This is a genomic window from Salinivibrio proteolyticus (assembly GCF_027286365.1).
Lineage (GTDB): Bacteria > Pseudomonadota > Gammaproteobacteria > Enterobacterales > Vibrionaceae > Salinivibrio > Salinivibrio proteolyticus.
This window is the reverse complement of sequence record NZ_CP114584.1, coordinates 376,945-401,545: the sequence shown is the minus strand read 5'-3', so window position 1 is coordinate 401,545 and position 24,601 is coordinate 376,945. Positions and strand designations below refer to the sequence as shown.

Here is a 24,601-nt window from a genome sequence, read left to right as displayed (position 1 = left end):
TACTGTTCTTCCGCGAAAGTGTGCATGCCGCCTATCACTACTCAGGTATTCACACCATCCCCAAGCGTGAATCTGTAAACGCATGACGAATTGGCTCTTTTTGTCATCCATTCTGGGATAGTGTGCATCTGTCACGGATAAACGCGCACGCTTTTGGCTCTATCTAGCAGATAAGCTGGTCAAACATCCAGTAGTTAGCCATGCTACCGCCGATCAGTTGTCGGCACCTAACACGCCATCGTATTGGCAAATTTGTAGATGAGTGTATCAAGCCGTGTGTGGGTTTTCGTGCGCTGTTATCCAAAATGTTAGATGGCACATGTTTTGTGATATGGGTACAAAAGCGGTCTATTCGAAAGCTGTGCTCAAGCCAGCTATCACTAATATCGAACCTGAAAATGGGTATGGCAGGTGGGGAGTGCGAATCAAAAGGACGTTTAAGAGCGATTAATTTGCTACATATATGCTACACAGCAAAATAAAAAGCAAAAGGCCTGAGTGGTTACTAACCTCTCAGGCCTTTCTATAACTGGTGGCCCCTCCCAGACTTGAACTGGGGACCAATCGATTATGAGTCGACTGCTCTAACCACTGAGCTAAGGGGCCGAGTGGGTTGGGATTATAGGGGATGCCCGACAGGGTGTCTAGCTGTAAGGGGGGTGAATTCAGTATGCTTTTTGAGCACTTAGCGCGGTAAAACCAAAACAAGCGCCGCCAATGTGGCGGCACTCACGCTTTGCTTACTTAGGTTGTCTTCGCCTTACTGCATCGCAGGGTCTTGGCTAGTGTCGTCGGCGGGCCAAGTGTTCTCTTCTTCAGCAGGCCAAGTGCTGTTGTCTTCTTCTGGCATCGGCTGGGTATCACAGTCGGTGCTTCCGTCTGGGCAGGTCACAGCAGGCTGTCCGTTTGCTGGCTGCATTGGCTCATCGTTTGCCATAGCAGGGCCGGCTAGGCCAACCATCATCATCAATGCGCTTAGGGTGAGTACTTTGTTGTGTGCTTTCATCACTTTCTCCTTCGTTTTTGTCGTTGCCCTTGAGGACAAAATCAGTATCTCGCGATGCCAGCGGTGTTCTGTCATTGAGACGCTATGGGTTGGTAAAAGGCGCGCGGAGTTTGTCGCCGGTTTTTTAGGCGTGTCAGCTGTCGTTTAAAAAGCTCCCTCCCGGTCAGAAAAACATCAGAATGATGGATTTCTGGTCAACATGTTGCGCTTGCATGCGGCAATAGGCTTGCATCCCGTCGTCTCTCCCCTTACTATCCAAAAGAATAATTAAACATTTTTACTGGTTTTATATTCACAAATAAGCCATAAACAGGGATAGATATGAAAAGCAACCTCTACCAACACTCACTGCTCACTCTGTTAGATCTGTCCCCGTCGCAGATCCAAGATTTGGTGGACGACGCTGCGATGTTAAAAGCGGCGAAGGCCAATGGTGAAGAAGTTGCCCGTCTAAAGGGTAAGAATATTGCGCTGATTTTTGAGAAAACCTCGACGCGAACGCGTTGCGCCTTTGAGGTAGCTGCGTTTGATCAAGGCGCACAAGTGACCTATCTCGGCCCAAGCGGTACGCAAATTGGTCATAAGGAAACCATCAAAGATACCGCGCGCGTGCTGGGAAGAATGTACGATGGCATTCAGTATCGCGGTTTTGGGCAAGATGTAGTGGAAACCTTGGCAGCCTACGCGGGCGTGCCGGTTTGGAATGGACTAACAGATACCTTTCACCCCACCCAAGTCCTTGCTGATCTGCTCACCATGCAAGAGCACAGTGACAAGCCGCTTAATCAAATCGCCTTTGCCTATTTGGGGGATGCGCGCAATAACATGGGCAATTCCTTGCTGGTTGGGGCCGCTAAAATGGGAATGGATGTACGCCTGATTGGACCCAAAGCTTATTGGCCCGAAGAAAGTTTGGTTGCGCGTTGCCAAGATATTGCCGCCAGCACTGGCGCGTCGATCACCTTAAGTGAAGAGACTGCCGCGGTGGAAGGCTGTGATTTTGTGTATACAGATATTTGGGTATCGATGGGCGAGCCCGAGTCGGCATGGGCACAACGCGTGGCCGCGCTTACGCCTTATCAAGTCACCCCAGCCTTGATGCAAGCGACACAAAACCCTCAGGTGAAATTTATGCACTGCCTGCCCGCGTTCCATAATGATGAGACCCAAGTGGGCAAGCAAGTAGCTGAGCAATATGGATTAAATGGCCTAGAAGTGACTGAAGAGGTGTTTGAATCTGCGCACTCGATCGTCTTTGATCAAGCAGAGAATCGCATGCATACCATCAAGGCTGTGATGGTCGCCACACTCGTAAAACCACAGGCGTAAACGATTGCACTTTTGCTTGCACCCCACAAAAAGGCGCGTATAATTCGGCCAGATTTCATTACACGGCCAGTCGATATGTTTGTTATTCCACCCACAAACAGCGCGCTATCCGCCCCTCAGGGGGACAGCACCCGCATTGGTCGTGATCGTAAAAACCTCCGTTTCGGAGGTTTTTTTTTGCCTGTAGCACACTGCAAAGAAAGGGACTCGCGTTATGGCCAATACCCTGTATAACAAACACATTATTTCCATTCCCGAGCTCAGCCGCGACGAGCTGGAGTTAATCGTTGCCACGGCGGGCGAACTCAAGGCACGCCCTAACCCGACGCTGCTAAAAAACAAGGTGATTGCCAGCTGCTTCTTTGAAGCCTCCACCCGCACACGCTTGTCGTTTGAAACGGCCATTCAACGCCTAGGCGGCTCGGTGATTGGCTTTCCCGATGGCGGCAATACCTCATCAGGTAAAAAGGGTGAAACCTTGGCTGACTCGGTGCGTGTGATTTCATCGTATGTGGATGGCTTTGTGATGCGTCATCCAAAAGAAGGCGCGGCCCGTTTGGCCTCAGAGTTTTCGGAAGGTGTGCCTGTGGTGAATGGCGGCGACGGCGCGAACCAGCACCCGACCCAAACCTTGCTGGATTTATTCTCCATTTATGAAACCCAAGGCCGTTTAGATAACCTCAACATTGCCATGGTCGGCGATCTGAAGTATGGCCGTACCGTGCACTCCCTCACTCAAGCCTTGTCCAAGTTTGAAGGGAACCGTTTCTTTTATATCGCCCCCGATGCGCTCGCCATGCCCGAGTATTTGCTCGATGAGCTCACCGCGGCGGGCCACCCTTACAGCCTGCATAGCAGTATTGAAGAAGTGGTGCCTGAGTTGGATGTGCTGTACATGACTCGTGTGCAAAAAGAGCGCTTCGATGAGTCAGAATACGCCCATATCAAAGCTGCGTTTATCCTAAACGCTGCGATGTTGCGTGATGCGAAACCCAATATGAAAGTGATGCACCCACTGCCACGGGTGGATGAGATTACCGTGGATGTCGATAAAACCCCGCATGCGTATTACTTTGAGCAAGCCGAAAATGGCGTCTACGCGCGCGAAGCACTATTGGCCTTGGTGTTAAATGAACAAGTGGAAGGAGTCGCCTAATGAACACTGATAGCAAACTACAAGTAGAAGCGATTCGCAACGGCACTGTGATTGACCATATTCCAGCGCACATTGGCTTTAAGATCCTCAACCTGTTTCAGATGCATGGCAGTGAAGAGCGGATCACCATTGGCTTGAACTTGCCCTCTTCCGCCCTCGGCAGCAAGGATTTGATCAAAATTGAAAACGTGGTGATCAGCGAAGATCAAGCCAGCCAGCTGGCACTTTATGCGCCACAAGCGACGGTGAATCAAATCGAAGAGTATCAAGTGGTCGCTAAGCTGCCGCTGACATTACCAGAGGTGATTCAAGGCGTGTTCCGCTGTCCGAACAGTAACTGTATCACGCACGGTGAGCCTGCAGTGGTCAGTAGCTTTCGAGTGTTAACCGAGCAGCAAGATGTCAAACTGCGCTGCAAATACTGCGAAAAGGTCTTCTCTCGCGAGATCATGACCGAAAATCACTAAGCACTCGTTATCCGTGCCGACTAGCCCTTGGTGAGGAATATCAAGGGCAACAAAAAAGCCAGCGTAATGCTGGCTTTTCTAATCAAGCGATCGGGCTGTTTCAATAAACAGCGATGAGATCGGTTATTTCACCACAGTCAGGGTCGGTTTCCCTTTTTTCGCCGGGGCGGTTGGGATCTCATCCTCTTCGGCTTGTGGCAACGCTTCCGGATCGTCGACGCTATCGACCGACACCAACGATGGCTCGTCATCATCGATGTTCAGTTCATCAAAGGCTCCCGATGCCATCTCTTCATCTTCTGGCGAGGCATACGCAGGCTCCATTTCAAACATGGTGCCGGCGCCGTTTTCGCGAGCATACAATGCCATCACGGCCGCCATCGGTACATTGACCTGTTGTGGACGTCCGCCAAAGCGGGCATTGAAACTGACGAACTCGTTACCCAGCTCAAGGTTACCAACCGCGCGTGGCGCGATATTGAGAACGATTTGACCGTCTTTGACATAATCAAACGGCACCTGCACACCCGGCAAAGTTGCATCAACAACCATGTGCGGAGTGAGCTCGTTATCGAGTAACCAATCATAAAAAGCACGCACCAAATAAGGGCGGCGTGGTGTCATCGAGAATTCTGATGTAGACATTATTGACCCGTTAGTCGCATTTCACGTTCAGCTTCTGTCAGTGAGGCGAGAAATGAATCACGCTCAAACAGACGCGTCATGTAGTCTTTGACTTCTTTAGAGCCTGGGCCTGCCAGCTCAATGCCCAGAACAGGCAAACGCCACAGCAGTGGTGCAAGATAGCAATCAACAAGGCTAAACTCTTCACTCAAGAAGTACGGGCTTTCCGCAAACACAGGCGCCAGTGCGAGTAGCTCTTCGCGCAGTTGTTTACGTGCCTTGTCGGCCTCATCAGCACTACCGTGGCTGATCTTTTCAACCAAGGTATACCAGTTACGTTTGATGCGATACATCATCAAACGGCTTTGCGCACGCGCAACCGGGTAAACTGGCATCAATGGCGGGTGAGGGAAACGCTCATCCAAGTATTCCATGATGATGTCTGCGTTATACAACGCAAGTTCACGGTCCACCAAGGTCGGAACAGAGTTATAAGGATTCAGATCAACCAAGTCCTCTGGCAGATTGTTCGGATCTACCAACTCAATTTCTACACTGACACCTTTCTCTGCGAGGACGATGCGTACCTGATGACTATAGAGATCAGATGCGTCAGAGAATAACGTCATCACCGAGCGTTTATTGGCAGCAACAGCCATCAACCCCTCCAGGATGTTCAATATCAATAGAAAGCAATGGGGACAAAGCGTCCCCATTGCGGATTAGCAACACACTAGATTAACCGATCAGTGCACATCGCGCCAATATTCTTTCTTGAGTAGGTAACCCAAGATAAGGAATATCACGAAGAAGCCAATCACCCACCAACCTAGTTGCTGGCGCTCTAACTTCACAGGTTCGCCGGCATACTCAAGGAAGTTAACCAGATCACGCACGGCATTGTCGTACTCGCCGGAGCTGAGCTCGCCATTGCCATCAGATTCTAGGCCAACGAACTCTTCAACCATTTTACCGTCAACCATACGTTGCTCGTAAACTTTACGCGGTGTCCCTTGCAGCTCTTCCAATACATGGGGCATACCGACGTTCGGGAAAACCACGTTGTTCACGCCAAATGGACGAGAAGGGTCAACATAAAACGAGCGTAAATAGGTGTATAGCCAATCGACACCTCGCACGCGCGCCACCAAGGTGAGGTCAGGTGCCGGAGCGCCAAAGTACTGGCCGCCAGATTCTTGCGACATGGCGTTTTTCATCAAATCCCCGTACTTGGCGTTTTTATCGAAGATGAGATTATCTTCCATCAAGTCTTTCGGGATATTCAGATCGTCTGCCACACGCTGATAGCGCTGATATTGCGTGGCGTGACAACCAAAGCAGTAGTTCATAAACAGCTTGGCACCACGTTGCAATGAGGCTTTGTCCGTTAAGTCGTTGTTGGCATCGTCCAAATGAACATTACCACCGGCGGCCATCGCCAAAGAGGGCAACAGCGCGCATAACATTACAATCCATTTTTTCATTTGAATGTCACCCTCTCTGGTAGCGGTTTTGTTGCTTCATTTTTGCTGTAGAAGAACAACAGCACGAAGAACATGAAGTAACAGAAGCTGAAGATCTGCGCCAGCAAGGTATAAGTTGGCGTCGCAGGCAACGCACCGAGAATGCCCAGAGCGATAAAGGCAATCACGAATTGCACAATGTTCGCCAAGTGCAACTTGCTGCGGTAGCGGTATGAACGCACGCGACAGCGGTCAAGCCATGGCAACAAGAACAGCACCACAATCGATGCACCCATGGCGATAACCCCAATCAGTTTGTCTGGAATCGCACGCAAAATCGCATAGAAAGGCGTGAAGTACCAAACCGGGGCAATGTGCTCAGGTGTCTTCAGCGGGTTCGCCGCTTCAAAGTTAGGTGGCTCAAGGAAATAGCCGCCCATTTCAGGGTTAAAGAAAATGACGTAGGCAAACAAGATGCCGAACACACCGATACCAATCAGATCTTTCACCGTCCCGTAAGGGTGGAAAGGGATCGAATCGAGGATGTCATATTTCTTGGTGTAGTCAGGGTGGAACTTAAACTGTGACTGGTAATCGTCGCCCATCTTGCCTTTTGGCAGTTTGGTATCAATACCGTCTGGGTTGTTTGAGCCCACTTCGTGCAGTGCCAGTACGTGAAGCACAACAAGCAACAGCAGCACAATTGGCAACGCAATGACGTGCAGCGCAAAGAAGCGGTTCAGTGTTGCGCCAGAGACGACGTAGTCACCACGGATCCACAGGGTGAGGTCGTCACCGATAACCGGAATGGCACCAAACAGTGAAATAATAACCTGCGCGCCCCAATATGACATCTGACCCCAAGGCAGCAGATAGCCCATAAAGGCTTCAGCCATTAGCACCAAGAAAATCAACATACCGAACAGCCACAGCAGTTCACGAGGCTTTTGGTAAGAGCCGTAAATTAACCCGCGGAACATGTGCAAGTACACCACCACGAAAAAGGCCGAGGCCCCGGTGGAGTGCATGTAGCGGAGCAGCCAGCCATATTCCACATCACGCATGATGTATTCAACCGACGCGAACGCGCCTTCTGCTGACGGCACATAGTTCATGGTTAGCCAAATCCCTGTAAGAATTTGGTTAACCAAAACAATCATGGCCAACACACCGAACATATACCAGAAGTTAAAGTTCTTCGGCATAGGGTATTCGGTCATGTGTTTACGGTACGCATTCATCGCTGGAATACGTTTTTCAACCCAGTTCAGGAAATTTTCCATTACGCATTCCCCTCATCTTGTCCCACGATTATGCGCTTGTCGTCCAAGAACATATAAGGCGGCACTACCAAGTTAAGTGGAGCTGGAACACTTTGGAATACGCGTCCGGCCATATCAAACTTGGAACCGTGGCACGGGCAGAAGAACCCGGCTTTCACCCCACTTACCTGCTCGCTAAAGCTGTCTGGCAAATAGGTTGGTGAACAACCAAGGTGGGTACAAATACCAACCGCAACAAAGATTTCTGGCTTAATAGAACGGGTTTGATTGGTTGCATACCCTGGCTGCTGAGGTTGCTCAGACGCGGGGTCACGAAGTCTGTCTTCAAACGTAGACAACTCTTCGAGTATTGCTTGGCTGCGACGGACCACCCATACAGGCTTTCCTCGCCATTCGACGCGGATCATCTGGCCGTCTTGCAGTTTACTGATATCGACTTCAACTGGCGCACCCGCGGCCTTTGCTTTGGCGCTTGGGTTCCAGGACTTAATAAAAGGCACGGCAACTGCTACGGCCCCTAAACCGCCAACAACTGACGTCGTCGCAGTCAGGAAACGGCGTCGGCCGGTATTCACTGGCGCATTGCTCATCCAACATTCTCCCATGTGCTCCCGCTTGGATTTTTATTGTGTCCTTTGCGTCCATGGAGCGTACGGCTAACTCAAAAACGAATATGTAATAACGGCTGACCGGGATCAGTTCGATTAAATCTTAGCTGCTATTACGTCGGCTAGATGATAGAGAAAACCCTACTTTTTGACAAGATAAAGCTACCTTTTTGTAACAAATGTGAGCGGTGTGCACAGAATTAAGGAAAGGGTAATAGAAATGTTGGAAAATGCGTGCTTATACGCTGTTTTGAAAGGAAATATATTTGTAAGCCGTTTGGTGCAAATATAAAAAAAGCCCGGTGTAACCACCAGGCTTTTTGAGGCAAATATTGCTCGGGCGTAAATTAACGCTTCGAGAATTGTGGGCGACGACGTGCTTTGCGCAGACCCACTTTTTTACGCTCAACTTTACGCGCGTCACGAGTCACGAAGCCAGCTGCACGTAGTGCAGGACGTAGAGACTCATCATATTCCATCAGTGCACGAGTGATGCCGTGACGGATAGCGCCCGCTTGACCAGAGATACCACCACCAGAAACGGTGATGTACAGGTCTAGCTTGTCGATCATCTCAACCAACTCTAGTGGCTGACGAACAACCATGCGAGCAGTTTCACGACCAAAGTAAGTGTCCAAAGAACGCTTGTTGATCTCGATGTTACCGCTGCCCGGCTTGATGAATACACGAGCTGCGGAGCTTTTGCGACGACCAGTGCCGTAGTATTGTTCTGCCATTGCTATATTCCTCTTAGATGTCTAGTACTTGCGGTTGTTGTGCCGCGTGCTTGTGCTCAGAACCCGCGTAAACTTTCAGTTTACGGTACATCGCACGACCTAGAGGACCGCGAGGCAGCATGCCTTTAACGGCTTTCTCAATAACCAGCTCAGGTTTTTGCGCGATCAGCTTCTCAAAGCTGATTGACTTAATGCCACCAATGTAGCCAGTGTGGCTGTAGTACATTTTGTCAGACGCTTTGCGGCCAGTTACAGTAACTTTCTCAGCGTTGATAACAACGATGTAGTCACCGGTGTCAACGTGAGGGGTGTATTCTGGTTTGTGCTTACCACGCAGACGAGATGCAATTTCAGTAGCCAGACGGCCCAGAGTTTTGCCTTCAGCGTCTACAACGTACCAGTCGCGTTTTACAGTTTCTGGTTTAGCAACGAAAGTTTTCATGCTAATGATTACCCGATTTAATAAGTTTCACTTAAGGAGCCGAAGCTCCCACTGTTAAGAGTCCATACAACACCCCTTCGAGTGGTGGTACCCTCGGCCTAAGCCTTTCAACAGTAACGGTGGGTTGCGGGATTATAGGGAAGAGTGGAGAAAAAATCACCTCTTTTTCAAAAAAAATCCCACCAAAATGCGCAACTGGTTATTGTTTAGCAACCGCCTGATGCGCAAAGCGCCAACAGGCGCGCGACAGCCTATGGTAAGTGCGCCAATGCAAGGTATTCGTGGCTTTGCATCTCGATAAGACGTGACTGGCAGCGCTCAAATTCGAACCGTAATCGCTCGCCCGCATACAGGCTGTCCATCGGCACCGCTGCAGAAATGATCAGCTTAACGTTACGTTCGTAAAATTCATCCACTAGGGCAATAAAACGACGGGCAGCATCTTCTTGATTAGCTTGAAGTTGCGGCATATCGGCCAGCAATACCGTGTGATACAAACGCGCCAATTCCATGTAATCGGTTTGACTACGTGCGGACTGACACAGCTCAGCAAAACTAAAATGCGCGACACCATCTCCATTTTCGATGGTTTGCAGCGCGCGGTGGTTCACGTCAATCACATCATCGCGCACCCCACCCTCGCCATTGAGTTTACGAAAGTAGTCGTCCATTTTGGCACGGGCACTGTCTCCCAAGGGATGATGAAAAATGTCTGCTTGCGTGAGGGTGCGAAGACGATAATCCACCCCTGAGTCAACGTTCACCACCTCGCAATGCTGATTGATTAAATCGATCGCAGGTAAAAACCGCTGTCGCTGAAGGCCGTTGCGATATAACTCGTCTGGCACAATGTTTGACGTGGCCACCAGCGTAATACCGCGTGCAAACAGGGCTTCCATTAAGGTGCCGAGGATCATCGCATCGGTGATATCAGAGACAAAAAATTCATCGAAACACAAAACGCGCGTCTCTTGGGCAAATTTATCCGCGATTTGCCAAAGCGGATCGGCCTCGCCATCCAGCACTTTTAACTCTTGGTGTACCCGATGCATAAACCGGTGAAAGTGCATGCGCATTTTGTTTTCAAAGGGCAGCGCATGGAAAAAGGTATCCATCAGATAGGTTTTACCGCGTCCGACACCGCCCCAAAAATAGAGCCCTTTGACCGGTGTAACCGGCTCAGGAGTCGATTTACGCCATGGCAGCCATGCACGCTTGTCTGGCTTAGGCGCAGCCACAGGTGTGTGCAGTAAGCGGTGGTAGAGCGCATCGAGTTTCTCAACGGCCATGCGCTGTGCGGGGTCTTCGATAAAATCGTTTTGGTTCAGATCGTTATTATAATGTTCGAGCGGCGTCATTCCTTGAAAGCCTCGTGTTATTCGCCTGCCTTGATAGTACCACGTCAGACGATTGCCATGTATAGTGAGCAGCAATCACCAACCTTCACCTTTCTCAATATAGTGCGCTAAAGTTGAAGCAAGCAGACGCGTTTCGCTTGTCTTTTTAGGCGGGAAAATGGTATCTGTGGTTGGTCAACTTGTGACTACAAGGAGCAGTTATGGCCTGGATTAATAGCCTGATCTTTCTCATCATCGGCGTAGCGGTTGGCTTTTTGATAGCCCGCATGACTACGCGTGACCTCAAACAACAAAAAGATTTAAAAAGGGAGCTGGAAAAGTCACGTTACGAGCTGGAGCAATATCGCCAAGAATTGGTCGATCATTTCGCCCAAAGTGCTGACCTGCTCGATACCATCTCGAAGGATTACAGCAAGCTGTATCAGCATATGGCAAAAACGTCTTCCGATCTGATGCCTAATTTACCCGAGCAAGATAATCCTTTTGCGAAGCGCTTGGGCAAGATCACCGAGATTAAAGAAACCACTGACAGCGACCAACCGCCACGCGATTACTCTGACACTGGCTCTGGGCTATTGAAAGGGGAAGAAAAGTCGCGCGTGAGTTGATCAAGGATTGAACTTTTTAAGATAGGCCCCACTCTTATCCATACTCGGACAATCGGAGTGAGTCTATGATGAAAAAGTCTTTACTAGCGATTAGTGTTGCCGCGTTGACCCTTGGCGCGGCATTTTCTCCTCTTCCTAGCCATGCGGCACTTCCTCAAGCGGTGAGCGGTCAAACCATGCCTAGCTTGGCGCCAATGCTTGAGAAAGTTTCTCCTGCCGTGGTCAGTATCGCTGTCGAGGGTAATAAAGTTTCGAAACAACGTGTTCCTGAAGCGTTTCGTTTTTTCTTTGGCCCCAACATGCCTTCTGAGCAAGTTCAAGAGCGCCCATTCCGCGGGTTAGGCTCTGGCGTCATTATCGATGCGGACAAAGGCTACATTGTTACCAACCATCATGTGATTGATGACGCCGACCAAATTCGCGTTCAGCTGCAAGATGGCCGTGAATATGACGCACGCCTGATTGGCAGCGATGAGATGTCAGATATTGCCCTGCTGCAACTGGATGACGCTGCGAAAGACCTCACTGCAATCAAACTGGCTAATTCAGACGCACTACGCGTCGGTGATTTTGCCGTCGCGATTGGTAACCCCTTTGGACTGGGGCAAACCGTTACCTCAGGGATTATCTCTGCGCTCGGACGCAGTGGTTTGAATTTAGAAAACTTTGAAAACTTTATTCAAACCGATGCCGCGATTAACAGCGGTAACTCCGGCGGCGCTTTGGTCAACCTAAATGGTGAGCTGATTGGTATCAACACCGCGATTTTAGGCCCCAATGGCGGTAACGTCGGGATTGGTTTTGCCATCCCAGCCAACATGGCGAAAAGCTTGGTCGACCAAATTCTCGAATATGGCTCGGTACGCCGCGGCATGCTGGGCGTGACCGGCCGTGAGCTGACCTCTGAGTTGGCAGATGCATTTGGCCTTGCCACCAAACATGGTGCGTTTGTAAGCCAAGTGATGCCGGACTCTGCCGCCGAAGAGGCTGGCTTAAAAGCCGGCGACATTATTGTTTCGGTCAACGGTAAGAGTATCCGTACCTTTGGCGAGCTACGCGCAAAAATCGCGACCTTGGGCGCAGGCAAAGACGTTGAGCTGGGTGTGATCCGAGATGGCGAAACCATCACGGCCAAAACCACGCTGAAAGAAGCGAGCCAGACGCAAGCCAAAGCCGATGACTTGCATAAGGCATTGAAAGGCGCTGAGCTGAAAAACCATGATGGCGATCCTGCCGGTGTAGAAGTCGCTGCGGTCGCGGAAGGGTCTTTGGCGGCGCGCTACGGGCTGCGCGAAGGAGATGTGATTGTCGGGGTGAACCGACATAAGGTCGAAAACCTCGGTGATTTACGTAAGATTTTGGAAGACAAGCCAAATGTGCTGGCTCTGAATATCGCCCGAGACAACGGCTCCTTGTATTTAGTGATCCGTTAATCCCGCCTTTGCCTCACGCACAATGCCTGCCACTTGGCAGGCATTTTTTGTACAAAGCTCACCGCTTAGCATTTCCACAAACGATTGTTGCAATGCTATCCTCTAGCCTCGCAGTTGGCTTCGTTGAGGATAGCATTATTTATGCTGGCACTATTGGTTCGCTCCACGCTTATTGGCTTATTCACTGCCGCCCTAATTTTGGTTGCGGTGCCTGATCTACGCTCAGGCCTTTTTAGTGTTTCATCCTTGCCCGATTTTGATGAGGTCCAGCAGCCTGAACTGGTTTCATTCAGTTATGCGGTCAAGCGCGCCTCTCCCGCGGTGGTGAATATTTATACCCGCAATTACGTTCGCGGCGACCGTTTGCAGCTCAATACCCAAGGACTTGGCTCAGGCGTGATCATGAGCGCCAAAGGCTATGTGGTCACCAATTACCATGTCGTCGCCAAAGCGGATCAGGTGATTGTTGCCCTGCAAGACGGCCGTATTTTTACCGCGCAAATGGTCGGTAAAGATCAACGCACGGATCTGGCGGTACTGAAAATCCCAGCTGAAAACTTACCCGTAATCCCAGTCAACCAAGACTATCAACCGGCCGTTGGCGATACCGTTCTTGCGATTGGTAACCCGTATAACCTCGGACAAACCACCACTTACGGCATTATCTCCGCCACGGGCCGCACTGGAATGAGCTTTTATGGCCGCCAAGACTTTCTGCAAACCGATGCCGCGATTAACCGTGGGAATTCCGGCGGCGCGTTGGTGAACAGCCGCGGTGAGCTGGTAGGGATCAACACCGCCTCGTTTCAGCAGGCAACCGATCTGGAAACCTACGGGATTTCCTTTGCCATTCCCTATCGCTTAACCGAAAAGATCATGAATAAATTAATTGCTGATGGGCGCGTTATCCGAGGCTACATTGGTATCGATGGTCGTGACGTCAATCCAGTGATGGCGCGCTTGCTTGATGCCGAGCAACAGCGCGGCGTAATGGTGGCGGACATGGATAAAGGCGGGCCGGCAGAAAAGGCGGGAATTCAGCCGCAAGATTTGATCATTAAAATTAACGACAAACCGGTTAAAGGTGCCCGTGGAGCAATGGATATCGTCACCGATGCGCGTCCTGGCACAACGCTTTCGATTACCCTTATCCGCGATGGGGAGAGTTTAACACTACCTGTCACGGTCGGGAACGAGCCAGACAGCGGCGAATAGTCGACGGCAACGTATCGTTAGCACACGCTGACGCCTCACAAAGACAAAAACGCCAGCCCAATCAAGGCTGGCGTTTTTTCGTTAATCTATCGCACGACGCGCTTACTCGCCGTCAATACGCTCGATTTTCGCGCCCAGCGCTTGCAGTTTATCTTCGATACGCTCATAACCGCGATCGATATGATAAATGCGATCCACCACGGTTTCGCCTTTGGCAATGCATCCAGCAATCACTAAGCTTGCCGAGGCACGCAGATCGGTGGCCATCACTTGCGCGCCACTGAGGCTATCGCAATCACCACATACCACAGTGTTGCCTTCTATTTCTGCGTGTGCGCCCATACGTTGCAGTTCAGGCACATGCATAAAGCGATTCTCGAAGATGGTTTCGGTAATAATCCCGGTCCCTTTCGCCACCAAGTTCAGCAAGGTAAATTGCGCTTGCATGTCGGTTGGGAAGCCCGGATGCGGCGCGGTACGTACATTCACCGCTTTCAGTTCGCGACCGGTCATATCCAACTCGATAAAGTCATCGCCTGTGGTGACCTTAGCGCCAGCTTCTTCCAATTTATGAAGCACGGCTTCGAGTAAATCCGGTGAGGTATTGCGACAAACAATATGGCCGCCTGAAACCGCCGCGGCCACCAAGAAGGTACCGGTTTCAATCCGATCAGCAACCACCGCATGTACGCCGCCGCCAAGACGTTCAACCCCTTCAATTTCAATCCGGTCGGTGCCTGCACCTTTGACTTTCGCCCCAAGGGTGTTGAGGAATTTCGCCGTATCCACGATTTCTGGCTCGCGGGCGGCGTTTTCAATCACGGTCGTGCCTTCTGCTAAGGTGGCAGCACACATCACAGTGACGGTAGCACCCACGCTGACTTTATCCATCACAATGTGGGCGCCTTTTAGACGACCATCGACGGTGGCACGTACATAGCCTTCATCGAGTGTGATGGTGGCGCCAAGTTGCTCTAAGCCGTTAATGTGCAAATCTACCGGACGGGCACCAATCGCACACCCGCCGGGTAAAGACACTTCCCCTTTTCCGAAACGTGCGACCAAAGGGCCGAGCGCCCAAATCGACGCACGCATGGTTTTAACCAAGTCATAGGGGGCACACAGTTCCGTGATATCGCTAGCATCGACATGGACAGAGCCATTGCGGCTGACTTTTGCCCCAAGGCGCGATAATAGCGCCATAGTGGTATCGATATCGCGCAGTTTAGGCACATTGGCCACTTCAACAGGCTCTTCAGCCAACAGTGAAGCAAATAAAATAGGGAGAGCTGCATTTTTCGCGCCGGAAATGGCCACGTCACCTTTAAGCGGGCCATTGCCCGTCACTCGAAACTTTTGCATCTGACCCTCTTACAACTGCATCAGCTTTTTATCGCGCGCCCACTCTGCGGGGGTCATCGCTTTAATGCTCACAGCATGAATATCGTTACGCGCAATGTGCTCCATCAGCGGACCGTAGATGGTTTGCTGTTTTTTCACACGCGACATCCCGTCGAACATCTCTGCCACGGCAACCACTTCAAAGTGGCTTCCGTCGCCTTTCACGTACAGCTCGTCTAGTGACAGAGCCGCGTCTAAAATGGCTTTAACTTCGCTCGCTTCCACGTTTAAACCCCTTCTTGATGCTCAGCATCGTCAAAAAATGCCTCGATGTTGCTTAGCGTCAACAACAGTTTGAGCTGCTCTGGCATGCCACTGTAGCGCACGGTCTGACCTTTCTCTTTCAAGGCTTTATCCAAGTGCAACAACATGGCCATGCCGGCAGAGTCGACGCGAGATAGCCCGCTTAAATCCAGGCTCAGCGCCGAATCATTGGGTAGCCACTGGCTACGCTGGCGCCAAAAAGCGGGCACTGTGTCACGATCTAACCGTCCTGACAAGTGGTAATACTGTCCGCCGCTGGTAGTTAACTCGACACTCATGACTCGCCCTGTTTCTGTTTATCCTCGCGACGAATCGGTTTTGCCGCCAGCTCTTTGAGCTGTTCAATCACAGCATCAATGCCGTCACGACGCAGCGGCGCTTTCCACTCTGATTGTTTAGATTGGATCATACTCACCCCTTCTGCCGTTACGTCATAGGCTTGCCAATTTCCTGTCCGAGTATTTTTACGCAGGCTGAAATCAAGGCGAATCGGCGGACGTGAGGAATCGGTGATATCCACGCGCACTTTAACAATCTTGTCGTCATCACCAATGGCTTGGTCACGTTGCACGTTAACATCTTGGTTGTCGTACTCGAGCAGGATTTGTGCGTAGGAGGCAATCATGTATTCGGTGAATGCCTCGGTGAATGCATCACGCTGTTCAGGGGTAGCTTGGCGATAATGCTGCGCACCTAGCACCAACGACGCCGCATAGCGGGTGTGGATGTAGGGCAGTAGTTCGTCTTTGACCACGTCACGCAGCAAATCCGGATCGGCGCGGAACAAGGTGCGATCTTTACGCAGGCGAGTAAAGGTGTTGTCAGCCACTTGCTCAATCAACCGGTAGGGGTTGGTTTGGTCCACCGGCTCACTGGCATGCACAAACGAACTGACACTGGCGACAAACACGATCAGCGCTGATGACAGTGTGATCAAAACCTTTTTCATCTGATTACTCCTTATCACCCACGCTATACAAGAACTGGCCAATCAAGTCCTCAAGTACCAACGCAGATTTGGTGTCTTCTAACTTACCGCCGTCTTCAAGGTAGCCAATGCCTAATGCTTCATCGACAAACCCAGGCGTAATACCAATGTACTGCTCACCGAGTAAGCCTGCGGTGTAAATCGACGCTGAGCTCGACTCAGGGAAATATCCCGCACTGCTGTTAATCTGTAGGGTGACTTTTGGTACATAGGTTTCTGCATCCAGCGAGATAGCCGTCACCTGCCCCACGGTCACGCCCCCGACTTTGACCGGTGAGCGCACTTTCAGGCCACCAATATTGTCAAACTCTGCGGTTAAGGTGTAGGTATCCGCTCGTCCCCAACGTTGAACATCCGCTACCTGGAACGCCAACACCAATAATGCTGCAATCCCTGCGATGACAAAGCAGCCTACCCAAAATTCTGTTTTTCGACTCTGTTGCATGATTAATTCCCAAACATGAGTGCAGTAAGGACAAAGTCAAGGCCAAGTACGGCCAATGAAGAGTGCACCACAGTGCGTGTGGTGGCGCGGCTGATACCTTCCGAGGTCGGCGTGGCATCGTAACCGTTAAACAGGGCAATCCAAGTCACTGCGATAGCAAATACCACACTTTTGATCAGTGCGTTGCCAACGTCATAACCCAAATCGACCGATGCTTGCATCACAGACCAGAAACTACCGTGATCGATGCCTTTCCAGTCTACCCCGACGAGCTCACCGCCCCAGATACCCACCAGCATAAAGATCACCGCCAACAACGGCATCGCAATCACACCGGCCCAGAAGCGCGGTGCGATCACGCGGCGAAGCGGGTCAACCGCCATCATCTCTAAGCTGGATAGCTGCTCGGTGGCTTTCATCAGACCAATTTCCGCGGTCAGCGCTGAGCCAGCCCGTCCGGCAAACAGCAGTGCCGTTACTACCGGACCTAATTCGCGTAACAGCGACAAGGCGACCATTTGTCCAAGGCTGGTTTCCGCACCAAAGTCGGACAGCACTAAATAGCCCTGTAAACTCAACACCATACCAATGAATAGGCCTGATACGATGATGATCGCCAGTGAGCGAACGCCCACCGAGTAAAGCTGTTTAATCAAGAGCGGAAAGGTCTTGCTCGGCTGTGGTTTGCCCACCAGCGCGCCGGTCATCACAAAGGTGGCGCGTCCCATCGACTCGGCCACGCCCATCGCGCGGCGACCCACATCCGCAATCTGCGTTTTTATCACCGGTAAATCTCCTGCTCTAGCTGACCCGCAGGATAGCGGAATGGTACAGGGCCATCTGCGTGCCCTTCGAGGAATTGTTTGACCCAAGGATCTTGATTATCACGCAGCGATTGCGGTGTGCCACTGGCGATGATCCGGCTGTCTGCCAACAGATAGACCTTGTCCGCGATGCTCATCACTTCAGGCACATCGTGGGACACCACCACGCAGGTCAGGCCCAAGGCTTGGTTAAGCTGGCGAATCAAGGTGACCAAGACTCCCATGGTAATAGGGTCCTGCCCCACAAACGGCTCATCAAACAAAATCAGTTCTGGGTCGAGGGAAATGGCACGCGCCAGTGCGGCACGGCGGGCCATCCCCCCAGAGAGATCACTGGGCATTAACGCGGCCGCCCCGCGAAGTCCTACCGCCTCGAGCTTCAACATCACAATGGTATGAATGAGGGATTCATCCAACTGAGTGTGCTCACGCAAGGGAAAGGCCACATTGTCAAACACCGACATATCGGTGAACAAGGCGCCAGATTGAAACAACATGCTCATCCGTTGGCGCACATCGAATAAACGACGACGCCCTAAGGTGGGAATATTGTGGCCATCAAAAACAATGTCGCCGGCATCAGGCTTTAGCTGGCCAGCAATCAAACGTAATAGGGTTGTTTTACCAATGCCAGATGGTCCCATGATGGCGGTCACCTGACCACGCGGCACCTGCAAATCAATATGATCGAAAATGCACCGGCTGCCCCGTGAGAATGTCATCCCGTTAATATCTATCAGGCTCTGTGCTGCCATTGCCGCATTCTCATGGTTAGATAGGATAAAAAATTAAGTGGCTGATAATAAGGCGTCCCCTATGCTAACACAAGCAACGCCCGCTCCCTGCCTGATAGGACGTGATATAGCCCTGATAATGGCAGTATAGCCATTCACCCGCTCAGCGAGGAAGAATGGCCTATATGGACCGAAAAAGTGCCAACGAGTTCCCGTTCATGAATGAAAAGCGACGCATTCACGGCGATGGTGGGGGCTTTTCGCTTCACATTTGCCACGTTAGCCGTCAGAATTGCACCTCATTTACGCCAATTAAAAAACGCAAAGGACAGGTGTCATGGTAGAAGCGGTTGCCATACTTATTGTGGGATTAGTGTTACTGGTTTGGAGTGCTGACCGACTCGTGTTCGGTGCTGCCGCGATCGCGAAAAATTACGGCGTCTCTCCTCTTGTGATCGGTATGACGATTCTGGCCATGGGCTCTTCCGCGCCTGAAATGATGGTATCGGCCAATGCCGCGCTCGCGGATAAAACCGACACCGCAGTGGGGAATGTTTTAGGGTCAAACATTGCCAACATTGCCCTCATTCTTGGCTTTACCGCCCTGATTAAGCCTTTGTCGATTAGCTCTATCATTTTGCGCCGCGAACTACCATTAATGTTAGCGGTCACCTTGCTCGCCGGCGCTCTTTTGTGGAACAACCACCTCGGCTTTTTCGAAGGCGTGGGCCTGTTGGTCTTATTCGTGGTGTTTATCCTTGCCATGATCAAAATTGGCAAAGACTCAGGCGGGACCGATCCTATGCTGGCGGATCAGGAATCGGACATTCCGCAAGATGTCAGTAATCTAAAAGCGGTAATGTGGATTTTAATCGGTCTGCCTTTGCTATTGCTTTCGTCCGATCAAGTGGTCGACTCGGCAGTCACCATTGCCCAATACTTTGGCATGAGCGACTTGGTGATTGGCTTAACCATCATTGCTATCGGCACCAGCCTGCCCGAACTCGCCGCCTCGATTGCCGGCGTGATGAAAGGGGAAGACGATCTCGCTGTCGGCAATATTATCGGCTCGAACGTGTTTAATATCTTGGCGGTGATGGGGATCCCGGGCTTGCTCAACCCGTCACCAATCAGTGAATTTGCAATGGGACGGGATTACTACATCATGCTCGTTCTCTCTGTGATGCTACTTATCTTCGCATTAGGCAAATCACGCAGTATCAATCGCATTGAAGGGTCGATCTTTTTGATGTGTTATATCGCCTATCAAGGCTATCTCTTTGTTAACGCTGCCGCATAACGGACATGGTGATGAGTGAATTTGATTTTCGTCGCGCAGGGCTTGATGTGCTTACCATTGAGCAAGATGCGATTGCACAACTCAAAACGGCGATTGACGAGCATTTTGATGCCGCCTGTCGATTAATCTTGAACGCCACCGGCAAAGTGGTGGTGATGGGAATGGGCAAATCGGGCCATATCGGCCGTAAGATTGCAGCTACCCTTGCAAGCACAGGAACGCCTGCGTTTTTCGTCCACCCGGGAGAGGCAAGTCACGGTGACCTTGGGATGATCAATCAAGGCGACGTGGTGCTAGCCATTTCCAACTCGGGCGAAGCCGGTGAAATTCTTACCTTACTGCCGGTGATTAAACGTCTCGGGATCCCGTTAGTCTGTATGACGGGCAACCCCGACTCGAGTATGGGGCAACTCGCCAAGGTCCATCTCAATATTCACGTCCCCAAAGAGGCGTGCCCCCTTAAGCTTGCGCCTACATCGAGCACCACGGCCACCTTGGTGATGGGCGACGCGCTCGCCATGGCATTGATGCAAGCAAAAGGTTTTACCGCCGATGACTTTGCCCTGTCTCATCCGGGCGGCGCATTAGGACGCAAACTACTATTACGTATTAGCGATCTGATGCATCAAGGCGAGCGTTTACCCGTGGTGCCAGACAATGCCACCGTACGCGATGCGTTACTGGAAGTGTCCGAAAAAGGCCTCGGAATGACCGCCGTGGTCGATGCAGAGCAACAGTTGGCCGGTGTCTTTACCGATGGCGATCTACGCCGCTTACTCGATCAACGCATTGATTTACACACCACCGCCATTGGCGAGGTGATGTCCGCCAACCCGATCACCATTGAACCGGAACTGCTGGCGGCAGAAGGACTCAAACTCATGGAGGAGCGTAAAATTAACGGGCTGCTGGTAGCGAAAAATGGCCAGCTTCTTGGCGCCCTCAACATGCATGACCTTTTGAAAGCCGGAGTAATGTAATGTCCGCACCTGTGACTGACACCTTATATGGCCCTGTTGCCACCACCCTGTTCGAACGCGCGGCGACGATCCAGCTACTGATTTGCGATGTCGATGGCGTTTTCTCCGATGGTCGCGTGTATATGGGCAATCAAGGCGAGGAGCTGAAGGCCTTTCACACCCGTGATGGCTACGGCATCAAAGCCTTGATGAACGCTGGCATTGAGGTCGCAGTGATCACAGGTCGACAGTCTAAGATTGTCGAAAATAGAATGAACGCCTTAGGTGTCCGTCATGTCTATCAAGGACAAAGTGACAAGCTAGCTGCGTACGACGATCTTTGTCAGCAATGCAACGTCAGCCCTGAGCACACCGCGTATATCGGTGATGACTTGATTGATTGGCCCGTTATGGCAAAAGTCGGCCTCGCGGTCTGTGTGGCAGACGGCCACCCGCTATTACAACAACGTGCCGATCTAGTGACCCAAATCCGTGGTGGGTTCGGCGCGGTCCGTGAAGTCTGCGATCTGATCCTCGAAGCACGAGGCGAGCTCGATCAGCATAAGGGCTTAAGCGTATGATGCAGCGGCTCAGCATGCTGGTGCTGATAGTACTGTGTGCCCTAACCGGCTATTATCTGCTTTCTCAACATGTCTGGGAGCGTACAGTACAAGTGGAGCCGGACGCAGAAAAGCCTCTGTTTACCGGTGAAAAAATTAAAACCGTGCAATACAACGCCGATGGGATACGCAGCTATACCGTTGACGCTGAGCACTTAGAGCACTACGCCAATATTGATGAAACCCACTTTAACGAGCCTGTCTTGTGGACCTATCATAATGGCAAAGACGAAGAGTGGCGCATCAGTGCTAACTATGCGGTGCTGTCTGATAAGCACATACTAACGATGACAGGCAAAGTGCGAATTTTTAACTTGCTACCGAACGCGCAAATTCATTCGGTAGCCACCGAAACCGTGACGTTGGACCTGACCACGCGAGACTTTTGGTCCGACCGTCCCACCACCATCACTGGCGTTGGCTTTCAAACCGAAGGGCAACGCGTGAAAGGGAACTTCGGTAACCACCAGATGGAATTGTTAAACGATGTTAAAGGCCGATATGAAACGACCCCTCGTTAAAGCACTGGCAGGTGCCATGTTGCTGTTTTCGCACTATTCATTGGCATTGAGTAGCGACACTGAGCAACCGATTTATATTGAATCTGAGAGTCAGCATTTGGACATGGCCACCAACACGGTGACCTTTACCCAAGATGTTGTGCTGACCCAAGGTAGCATTAAAATTCTGGCCGACAAGCTGGTCGTGATCCGTCCTCAAGGTCAAGAAGGCGATGAAACCATTGAAGCGTTCGGTAAACCCGCGACCTTCGAACAGACCATGGATGATGGTAAAAAGCTGCACGGTGAAGCCTATAAGTTGCGCTATGAAGTGGGCAACGAGTTTTTGAAAATGTCGACCAATGCCATGCTGGAACAGGCAGGTAATCAAGTCGAAGGCAATGTGATCACCTATCAAATTGATAAGCAGCAATTGGTCGCAGAAAGTGACAGCAATAAGCGAGTCACAACCATCTTGCAGCCGACTACCAAAAGCCCATCTGAGTCAGAATCGCAATAAGAGGCCCTATGGCAACGTTAAAAGCGGCCAATTTGGCGAAAAGTTATAAAGGACGAAAAGTCGTCGCCGATGTCAGTCTGGAAGTAAAATCCGGCGAGATCGTCGGCCTACTCGGCCCAAATGGTGCAGGTAAAACCACATCGTTTTACATGATTGTCGGTCTTGTCGCTCGCGACGAAGGGGCAATTTTTATCGACGATCAAGACATTAGCATTCAGCCGATGCATAACCGTTCACGTCTTGGCATCGGTTATTTGCCGCAAGAGGCCTCGATTTTTCGCAAGCTCACCGTCTACGACAATTTGATGGCGGTACTGCAAACGCGAAAATCCCTCACCAAAGAGGAGCGTCAAGACAAAGCCGAAGATTTGTTGGATGAATTTAATATTCAGCATATCCGCGATAGCCTTGGCATGGCGCTGTCAGGGGGCGAACGACGCCGTGTCGAAATTGCACGCGCCCTCGCCGCTAACCCGAAATTTATTTTGCTTGATGAGCCATTTGCCGGCGTCGATCCAATTTCCGTGATCGACATTAAAAAGATCATCGAACACCTACGCGATCGTGGCTTAGGCGTGCTGATCACTGACCACAATGTCCGTGAAACCTTGAGTGTCTGTGAGCATGCTTACATTGTCAGCCAAGGACACTTGATTGCGCACGGCACCCCTGATGAAGTGCTGAATGACGAGCACGTCAAACGTGTCTATCTCGGTGATCAGTTCAAGCTATAGTAGACTCGCTCACGCTAAAATCTGCCAATCACGGCTATAGTTATTTATAGAGCGCTTGCCCTGCATCCCAGAGCAAGCGTTTTAACCTCATTGGTCGTTCTAAAAGGAAAGGTGTAACGCCCCTATGAAACCCACGCTTCAGCTCAAGCTTGGACAACAACTCGCAATGACACCGCAGCTACAGCAGGCTATTCGCCTGCTGCAGTTGTCGACGCTAGATTTGCAGCAAGAGATCCAAGAAGCGTTGGAAACCAACCCGCTGCTGGAACAAGACGAGGGTCAAGAACAAGAAGCCGCGGAGCGTAACGATAACGACACCGCGGAAACCGCCACCGCCAGCGCCGACACGTTAGAAACCTCAGACGCCTTCGAGAAAAACGAAATGCCTGACGAGTTGCCGGTGGATACCACTTGGGATGACGTCTATAGCGCGGGAACCGGCAGTACTGGCATTGCCTCGGGCGGCGACGAGCTCCCCGTGTATCAAGGTGAAACCACCGAAAGCCTTTACGACTACCTAAAATGGCAGCTCGACCTCACCCCCTTCTCGGAGACGGATCAAGCCATTGCCTTGGCGATCATCGATGCGGTGGACGATCAAGGCTACCTGTCAGTCACCACTGATGAGATCTTAGAAAGCTTGGGCAGTGAGGAGATTGAGCTTGACGAAGTAGAAGCTGTACTGAAACGTGTTCAACACTTTGATCCATTGGGTGTAGCCTCTCGCTCGCTACAAGAGTGCTTATTGCTCCAATTAGCGACATACAATCCAGAAACGCCCTGGCTGGATGAGGCACGTACCGTGCTCACCCAACATATGGATTTGCTCGCCAACCGCGATTATCGTCAACTGATGCGAGATACCCGCCTAAAAGAGCCGGATCTGAAAGCCGTGATGCAACTGATCCATAGTCTTGAGCCACGTCCGGGTAATCTGATCGTGACCAACGAAGCGGAGTACGTGGTCCCCGATGTCTCCGTGTTTAAGCACCACGGCAAATGGGTGGTACAAATCAACCCAGATAGCGTTCCTAAGCTTAAGGTCAATGAGCAATATGCCGCTTATGGTCGTAACGGCTGTAGCCCGTCAGACAGCCAGTTTATCCGCTCCCATTTGCAAGAAGCTAAGTGGCTGATTAAAAGCCTCGAAAGCCGTAATGAGACCTTATTGAAGGTGGCCCGCTGTATTGTCGAACATCAACAAGATTTCTTTGAGTATGGCGAAGAAGCCATGAAACCCATGGTACTTAACGACATCGCCATGGACGTCGACATGCACGAGTCGACCATCTCTCGTGTCACCACCCAAAAATTTATGCATACGCCACGCGGTATTTTTGAGTTGAAGTACTTCTTCTCAAGCCACGTGAGCACGGACAATGGCGGCGAATGCTCTTCGACAGCCATTCGTGCCCTGATCAAAAAGTTGGTGGCAGCGGAGCCTGCCAACAAGCCCCTCAGTGATAGCAAAATTGCCGCCTTGTTAGCTGAGCAAGGCATCAAAGTTGCACGACGGACCATCGCTAAGTATCGGGAGTCGCTCGGTATTGCGCCGTCAAACCAGCGCAAGCGCCTGCTTTAGG

The 24,601-nt window shown here is 51.1% G+C and carries 29 protein-coding genes and 1 tRNA gene; 13 read left to right on the top strand and 17 right to left on the bottom strand.

Annotation, left to right across the window (positions count from 1 at the left end; translation table 11 throughout):
* Positions 1-530: 530 nt before the first annotated feature.
* Both N7E60_RS02020 and N7E60_RS02015 read right to left on the bottom strand, forming a co-directional pair.
* Positions 531-606: transfer RNA gene (locus N7E60_RS02020), tRNA-Ile, on the bottom strand.
* 154 nt (positions 607-760) lie between these two features.
* Positions 761-1,006, bottom strand: a complete 246-nt coding sequence (locus N7E60_RS02015; RefSeq protein ID WP_269597980.1) for a hypothetical protein — start codon at positions 1,004-1,006, stop codon at positions 761-763.
* 321 nt (positions 1,007-1,327) lie between these two features.
* Here N7E60_RS02015 and argF point away from each other — a divergent pair, with 321 nt between their 5' ends.
* From argF to pyrI, 3 genes are all read left to right on the top strand, one after another.
* Positions 1,328-2,335 (top strand): ornithine carbamoyltransferase, encoded by a 1,008-nt coding sequence (gene argF / locus N7E60_RS02010; protein ID WP_269597979.1) that lies wholly within the window; start codon positions 1,328-1,330, stop codon positions 2,333-2,335.
* Between the two features lie 214 nt (positions 2,336-2,549).
* Positions 2,550-3,491, top strand: a complete 942-nt coding sequence (pyrB, locus tag N7E60_RS02005; RefSeq protein WP_069589975.1) for an aspartate carbamoyltransferase — start codon at positions 2,550-2,552, stop codon at positions 3,489-3,491.
* The gene (pyrI, locus tag N7E60_RS02000; protein ID WP_069589977.1) at positions 3,491-3,958 is read left to right on the top strand and encodes an aspartate carbamoyltransferase regulatory subunit; all 468 of its coding nucleotides are present in this window, start codon (positions 3,491-3,493) and stop codon (positions 3,956-3,958) included. The genes pyrB and pyrI overlap by 1 nt, the downstream gene beginning before the upstream one ends.
* 123 nt (positions 3,959-4,081) lie before the next feature.
* Here the strand turns inward: pyrI and sspB are convergent, their stop codons facing one another.
* From sspB to zapE, 8 genes are all read right to left on the bottom strand, one after another.
* Positions 4,082-4,603: a ClpXP protease specificity-enhancing factor gene (gene sspB, locus N7E60_RS01995; protein ID WP_069588087.1), complete on the bottom strand. Its 522-nt coding sequence runs from the start codon at positions 4,601-4,603 to the stop codon at positions 4,082-4,084.
* Positions 4,603-5,241 carry a stringent starvation protein SspA gene (sspA, locus tag N7E60_RS01990; RefSeq protein ID WP_069588088.1) on the bottom strand — a complete coding sequence of 213 codons (639 nt, stop codon included), beginning with the start codon at positions 5,239-5,241 and terminating at the stop codon, positions 4,603-4,605. The genes sspB and sspA overlap by 1 nt, the downstream gene beginning before the upstream one ends.
* Before the next feature lie 87 nt (positions 5,242-5,328).
* Positions 5,329-6,066 (bottom strand): cytochrome c1, encoded by a 738-nt coding sequence (locus N7E60_RS01985; protein ID WP_096630730.1) that lies wholly within the window; start codon positions 6,064-6,066, stop codon positions 5,329-5,331.
* Positions 6,063-7,328 (bottom strand): cytochrome b, encoded by a 1,266-nt coding sequence (locus N7E60_RS01980; RefSeq protein WP_077456390.1) that lies wholly within the window; start codon positions 7,326-7,328, stop codon positions 6,063-6,065. Before N7E60_RS01980 ends, N7E60_RS01985 begins: the two co-directional genes overlap by 4 nt.
* On the bottom strand, positions 7,328-7,918 hold the full coding sequence (gene petA, locus N7E60_RS01975) for a ubiquinol-cytochrome c reductase iron-sulfur subunit (protein ID WP_077676375.1): 591 nt from the start codon (positions 7,916-7,918) through the stop codon (positions 7,328-7,330). Before petA ends, N7E60_RS01980 begins: the two co-directional genes overlap by 1 nt.
* Before the next feature lie 365 nt (positions 7,919-8,283).
* On the bottom strand, positions 8,284-8,673 hold the full coding sequence (rpsI, locus tag N7E60_RS01970; RefSeq protein WP_069588094.1) for a 30S ribosomal protein S9: 390 nt from the start codon (positions 8,671-8,673) through the stop codon (positions 8,284-8,286).
* A 13-nt stretch (positions 8,674-8,686) separates the two neighbouring features.
* Positions 8,687-9,115 (bottom strand): 50S ribosomal protein L13, encoded by a 429-nt coding sequence (rplM, locus tag N7E60_RS01965; RefSeq protein WP_096630727.1) that lies wholly within the window; start codon positions 9,113-9,115, stop codon positions 8,687-8,689.
* A 251-nt stretch (positions 9,116-9,366) separates the two neighbouring features.
* A complete protein-coding gene (gene zapE / locus N7E60_RS01960; RefSeq protein WP_096630725.1) occupies positions 9,367-10,473 on the bottom strand; it encodes a cell division protein ZapE in 1,107 nt (368 codons plus the stop codon).
* A gap of 200 nt (positions 10,474-10,673) precedes the next feature.
* On the opposite strand from zapE, the gene zapG reads away from it, so the two are divergent.
* The 3 genes from zapG to degS all read left to right on the top strand — a co-directional run bounded on the left by zapG (position 10,674) and on the right by degS (position 13,729).
* Entirely contained in the window at positions 10,674-11,081 is a 408-nt protein-coding gene (zapG, locus tag N7E60_RS01955; RefSeq protein WP_269597975.1) for a Z-ring associated protein ZapG, read from the top strand.
* Between the two features lie 68 nt (positions 11,082-11,149).
* A complete protein-coding gene (locus N7E60_RS01950; protein ID WP_101494742.1) occupies positions 11,150-12,514 on the top strand; it encodes a Do family serine endopeptidase in 1,365 nt (454 codons plus the stop codon).
* A 141-nt stretch (positions 12,515-12,655) separates the two neighbouring features.
* Positions 12,656-13,729, top strand: a complete 1,074-nt coding sequence (degS, locus tag N7E60_RS01945; RefSeq protein ID WP_269597974.1) for an outer membrane-stress sensor serine endopeptidase DegS — start codon at positions 12,656-12,658, stop codon at positions 13,727-13,729.
* Positions 13,730-13,831: 102 nt separating this feature from the next.
* On the opposite strand, the gene murA is transcribed toward degS, so the two are convergent.
* From murA to mlaF, 7 genes are read right to left on the bottom strand one after another with little or no spacing between them, the layout of a single operon-like run.
* The gene (murA, locus tag N7E60_RS01940) at positions 13,832-15,091 is read right to left on the bottom strand and encodes a UDP-N-acetylglucosamine 1-carboxyvinyltransferase (protein WP_077456382.1); all 1,260 of its coding nucleotides are present in this window, start codon (positions 15,089-15,091) and stop codon (positions 13,832-13,834) included.
* Between the two features lie 9 nt (positions 15,092-15,100).
* Positions 15,101-15,355 carry a BolA family iron metabolism protein IbaG gene (gene ibaG / locus N7E60_RS01935; protein ID WP_269597973.1) on the bottom strand — a complete coding sequence of 85 codons (255 nt, stop codon included), beginning with the start codon at positions 15,353-15,355 and terminating at the stop codon, positions 15,101-15,103.
* Between the two features lie 2 nt (positions 15,356-15,357).
* Complete coding sequence (locus N7E60_RS01930; protein ID WP_269597972.1) at positions 15,358-15,672, bottom strand: STAS domain-containing protein; 315 nt, start codon at positions 15,670-15,672, stop codon at positions 15,358-15,360.
* A complete protein-coding gene (mlaC, locus tag N7E60_RS01925; RefSeq protein WP_069588111.1) occupies positions 15,669-16,343 on the bottom strand; it encodes a phospholipid-binding protein MlaC in 675 nt (224 codons plus the stop codon). The genes N7E60_RS01930 and mlaC overlap by 4 nt, the downstream gene beginning before the upstream one ends.
* Positions 16,344-16,347: 4 nt before the next feature.
* Complete coding sequence (gene mlaD, locus N7E60_RS01920; protein WP_069588113.1) at positions 16,348-16,827, bottom strand: outer membrane lipid asymmetry maintenance protein MlaD; 480 nt, start codon at positions 16,825-16,827, stop codon at positions 16,348-16,350.
* 2 nt (positions 16,828-16,829) lie between these two features.
* A complete protein-coding gene (mlaE, locus tag N7E60_RS01915) occupies positions 16,830-17,573 on the bottom strand; it encodes a lipid asymmetry maintenance ABC transporter permease subunit MlaE (RefSeq protein ID WP_232112038.1) in 744 nt (247 codons plus the stop codon).
* Between the two features lie 35 nt (positions 17,574-17,608).
* Positions 17,609-18,406: a phospholipid ABC transporter ATP-binding protein MlaF gene (gene mlaF / locus N7E60_RS01910; protein WP_069588116.1), complete on the bottom strand. Its 798-nt coding sequence runs from the start codon at positions 18,404-18,406 to the stop codon at positions 17,609-17,611.
* 316 nt (positions 18,407-18,722) lie between these two features.
* On the opposite strand from mlaF, the gene N7E60_RS01905 reads away from it, so the two are divergent.
* The 7 genes from N7E60_RS01905 (at position 18,723) to N7E60_RS01875 (ending at position 24,600) form a co-directional block, all read left to right on the top strand.
* Positions 18,723-19,685, top strand: coding sequence for a calcium/sodium antiporter (locus N7E60_RS01905; RefSeq protein ID WP_069588117.1), 963 nt, complete (start codon positions 18,723-18,725; stop codon positions 19,683-19,685).
* An 11-nt stretch (positions 19,686-19,696) separates the two neighbouring features.
* The gene (locus N7E60_RS01900; protein ID WP_069588204.1) at positions 19,697-20,665 is read left to right on the top strand and encodes a KpsF/GutQ family sugar-phosphate isomerase; all 969 of its coding nucleotides are present in this window, start codon (positions 19,697-19,699) and stop codon (positions 20,663-20,665) included.
* Entirely contained in the window at positions 20,665-21,225 is a 561-nt protein-coding gene (kdsC, locus tag N7E60_RS01895) for a 3-deoxy-manno-octulosonate-8-phosphatase KdsC (protein WP_167313909.1), read from the top strand. Before N7E60_RS01900 ends, kdsC begins: the two co-directional genes overlap by 1 nt.
* A complete protein-coding gene (gene lptC / locus N7E60_RS01890) occupies positions 21,222-21,785 on the top strand; it encodes an LPS export ABC transporter periplasmic protein LptC (RefSeq protein WP_077456370.1) in 564 nt (187 codons plus the stop codon). The genes kdsC and lptC overlap by 4 nt, the downstream gene beginning before the upstream one ends.
* Positions 21,766-22,284 carry a lipopolysaccharide transport periplasmic protein LptA gene (gene lptA, locus N7E60_RS01885; protein WP_069588205.1) on the top strand — a complete coding sequence of 173 codons (519 nt, stop codon included), beginning with the start codon at positions 21,766-21,768 and terminating at the stop codon, positions 22,282-22,284. Before lptC ends, lptA begins: the two co-directional genes overlap by 20 nt.
* 8 nt (positions 22,285-22,292) lie before the next feature.
* Positions 22,293-23,018, top strand: coding sequence for an LPS export ABC transporter ATP-binding protein (lptB, locus tag N7E60_RS01880; protein ID WP_069588123.1), 726 nt, complete (start codon positions 22,293-22,295; stop codon positions 23,016-23,018).
* Between the two features lie 124 nt (positions 23,019-23,142).
* The gene (locus N7E60_RS01875) at positions 23,143-24,600 is read left to right on the top strand and encodes an RNA polymerase factor sigma-54 (RefSeq protein ID WP_269597968.1); all 1,458 of its coding nucleotides are present in this window, start codon (positions 23,143-23,145) and stop codon (positions 24,598-24,600) included.
* Position 24,601 lies beyond the last annotated feature (1 nt).

Bases quoted from the DNA above. Each gene is read 5' to 3' on its own strand.
- N7E60_RS01980 (WP_077456390.1), bottom strand. From the start codon at position 7,328: ATGGAAAATTTCCTGAACTGGGTTGAAAAACGTATTCCAGCGATGAAT.
- lptA (WP_069588205.1), top strand. From the start codon at position 21,766: ATGAAACGACCCCTCGTTAAAGCACTGGCAGGTGCCATGTTGCTGTTT.
- sspB (WP_069588087.1), bottom strand. From the start codon at position 4,603: ATGTCTACATCAGAATTCTCGATGACACCACGCCGCCCTTATTTGGTG.
- N7E60_RS01900 (WP_069588204.1), top strand. From the start codon at position 19,697: ATGAGTGAATTTGATTTTCGTCGCGCAGGGCTTGATGTGCTTACCATT.
- N7E60_RS01950 (WP_101494742.1), top strand. From the start codon at position 11,150: ATGAAAAAGTCTTTACTAGCGATTAGTGTTGCCGCGTTGACCCTTGGC.
- degS (WP_269597974.1), top strand. From the start codon at position 12,656: ATGCTGGCACTATTGGTTCGCTCCACGCTTATTGGCTTATTCACTGCC.
- murA (WP_077456382.1), bottom strand. From the start codon at position 15,091: ATGCAAAAGTTTCGAGTGACGGGCAATGGCCCGCTTAAAGGTGACGTG.
- lptC (WP_077456370.1), top strand. From the start codon at position 21,222: ATGATGCAGCGGCTCAGCATGCTGGTGCTGATAGTACTGTGTGCCCTA.
- N7E60_RS01875 (WP_269597968.1), top strand. From the start codon at position 23,143: ATGAAACCCACGCTTCAGCTCAAGCTTGGACAACAACTCGCAATGACA.
- argF (WP_269597979.1), top strand. From the start codon at position 1,328: ATGAAAAGCAACCTCTACCAACACTCACTGCTCACTCTGTTAGATCTG.
- N7E60_RS02015 (WP_269597980.1), bottom strand. From the start codon at position 1,006: ATGAAAGCACACAACAAAGTACTCACCCTAAGCGCATTGATGATGATG.
- N7E60_RS01905 (WP_069588117.1), top strand. From the start codon at position 18,723: ATGGTAGAAGCGGTTGCCATACTTATTGTGGGATTAGTGTTACTGGTT.
- zapG (WP_269597975.1), top strand. From the start codon at position 10,674: ATGGCCTGGATTAATAGCCTGATCTTTCTCATCATCGGCGTAGCGGTT.
- pyrB (WP_069589975.1), top strand. From the start codon at position 2,550: ATGGCCAATACCCTGTATAACAAACACATTATTTCCATTCCCGAGCTC.
- rplM (WP_096630727.1), bottom strand. From the start codon at position 9,115: ATGAAAACTTTCGTTGCTAAACCAGAAACTGTAAAACGCGACTGGTAC.
- pyrI (WP_069589977.1), top strand. From the start codon at position 3,491: ATGAACACTGATAGCAAACTACAAGTAGAAGCGATTCGCAACGGCACT.
- rpsI (WP_069588094.1), bottom strand. From the start codon at position 8,673: ATGGCAGAACAATACTACGGCACTGGTCGTCGCAAAAGCTCCGCAGCT.
- mlaF (WP_069588116.1), bottom strand. From the start codon at position 18,406: ATGGCAGCACAGAGCCTGATAGATATTAACGGGATGACATTCTCACGG.
- sspA (WP_069588088.1), bottom strand. From the start codon at position 5,241: ATGGCTGTTGCTGCCAATAAACGCTCGGTGATGACGTTATTCTCTGAC.
- mlaC (WP_069588111.1), bottom strand. From the start codon at position 16,343: ATGAAAAAGGTTTTGATCACACTGTCATCAGCGCTGATCGTGTTTGTC.
- petA (WP_077676375.1), bottom strand. From the start codon at position 7,918: ATGAGCAATGCGCCAGTGAATACCGGCCGACGCCGTTTCCTGACTGCG.
- N7E60_RS01985 (WP_096630730.1), bottom strand. From the start codon at position 6,066: ATGAAAAAATGGATTGTAATGTTATGCGCGCTGTTGCCCTCTTTGGCG.
- mlaE (WP_232112038.1), bottom strand. From the start codon at position 17,573: ATGGGCGTGGCCGAGTCGATGGGACGCGCCACCTTTGTGATGACCGGC.
- zapE (WP_096630725.1), bottom strand. From the start codon at position 10,473: ATGACGCCGCTCGAACATTATAATAACGATCTGAACCAAAACGATTTT.
- kdsC (WP_167313909.1), top strand. From the start codon at position 20,665: ATGTCCGCACCTGTGACTGACACCTTATATGGCCCTGTTGCCACCACC.
- N7E60_RS01930 (WP_269597972.1), bottom strand. From the start codon at position 15,672: ATGAGTGTCGAGTTAACTACCAGCGGCGGACAGTATTACCACTTGTCA.
- lptB (WP_069588123.1), top strand. From the start codon at position 22,293: ATGGCAACGTTAAAAGCGGCCAATTTGGCGAAAAGTTATAAAGGACGA.
- mlaD (WP_069588113.1), bottom strand. From the start codon at position 16,827: ATGCAACAGAGTCGAAAAACAGAATTTTGGGTAGGCTGCTTTGTCATC.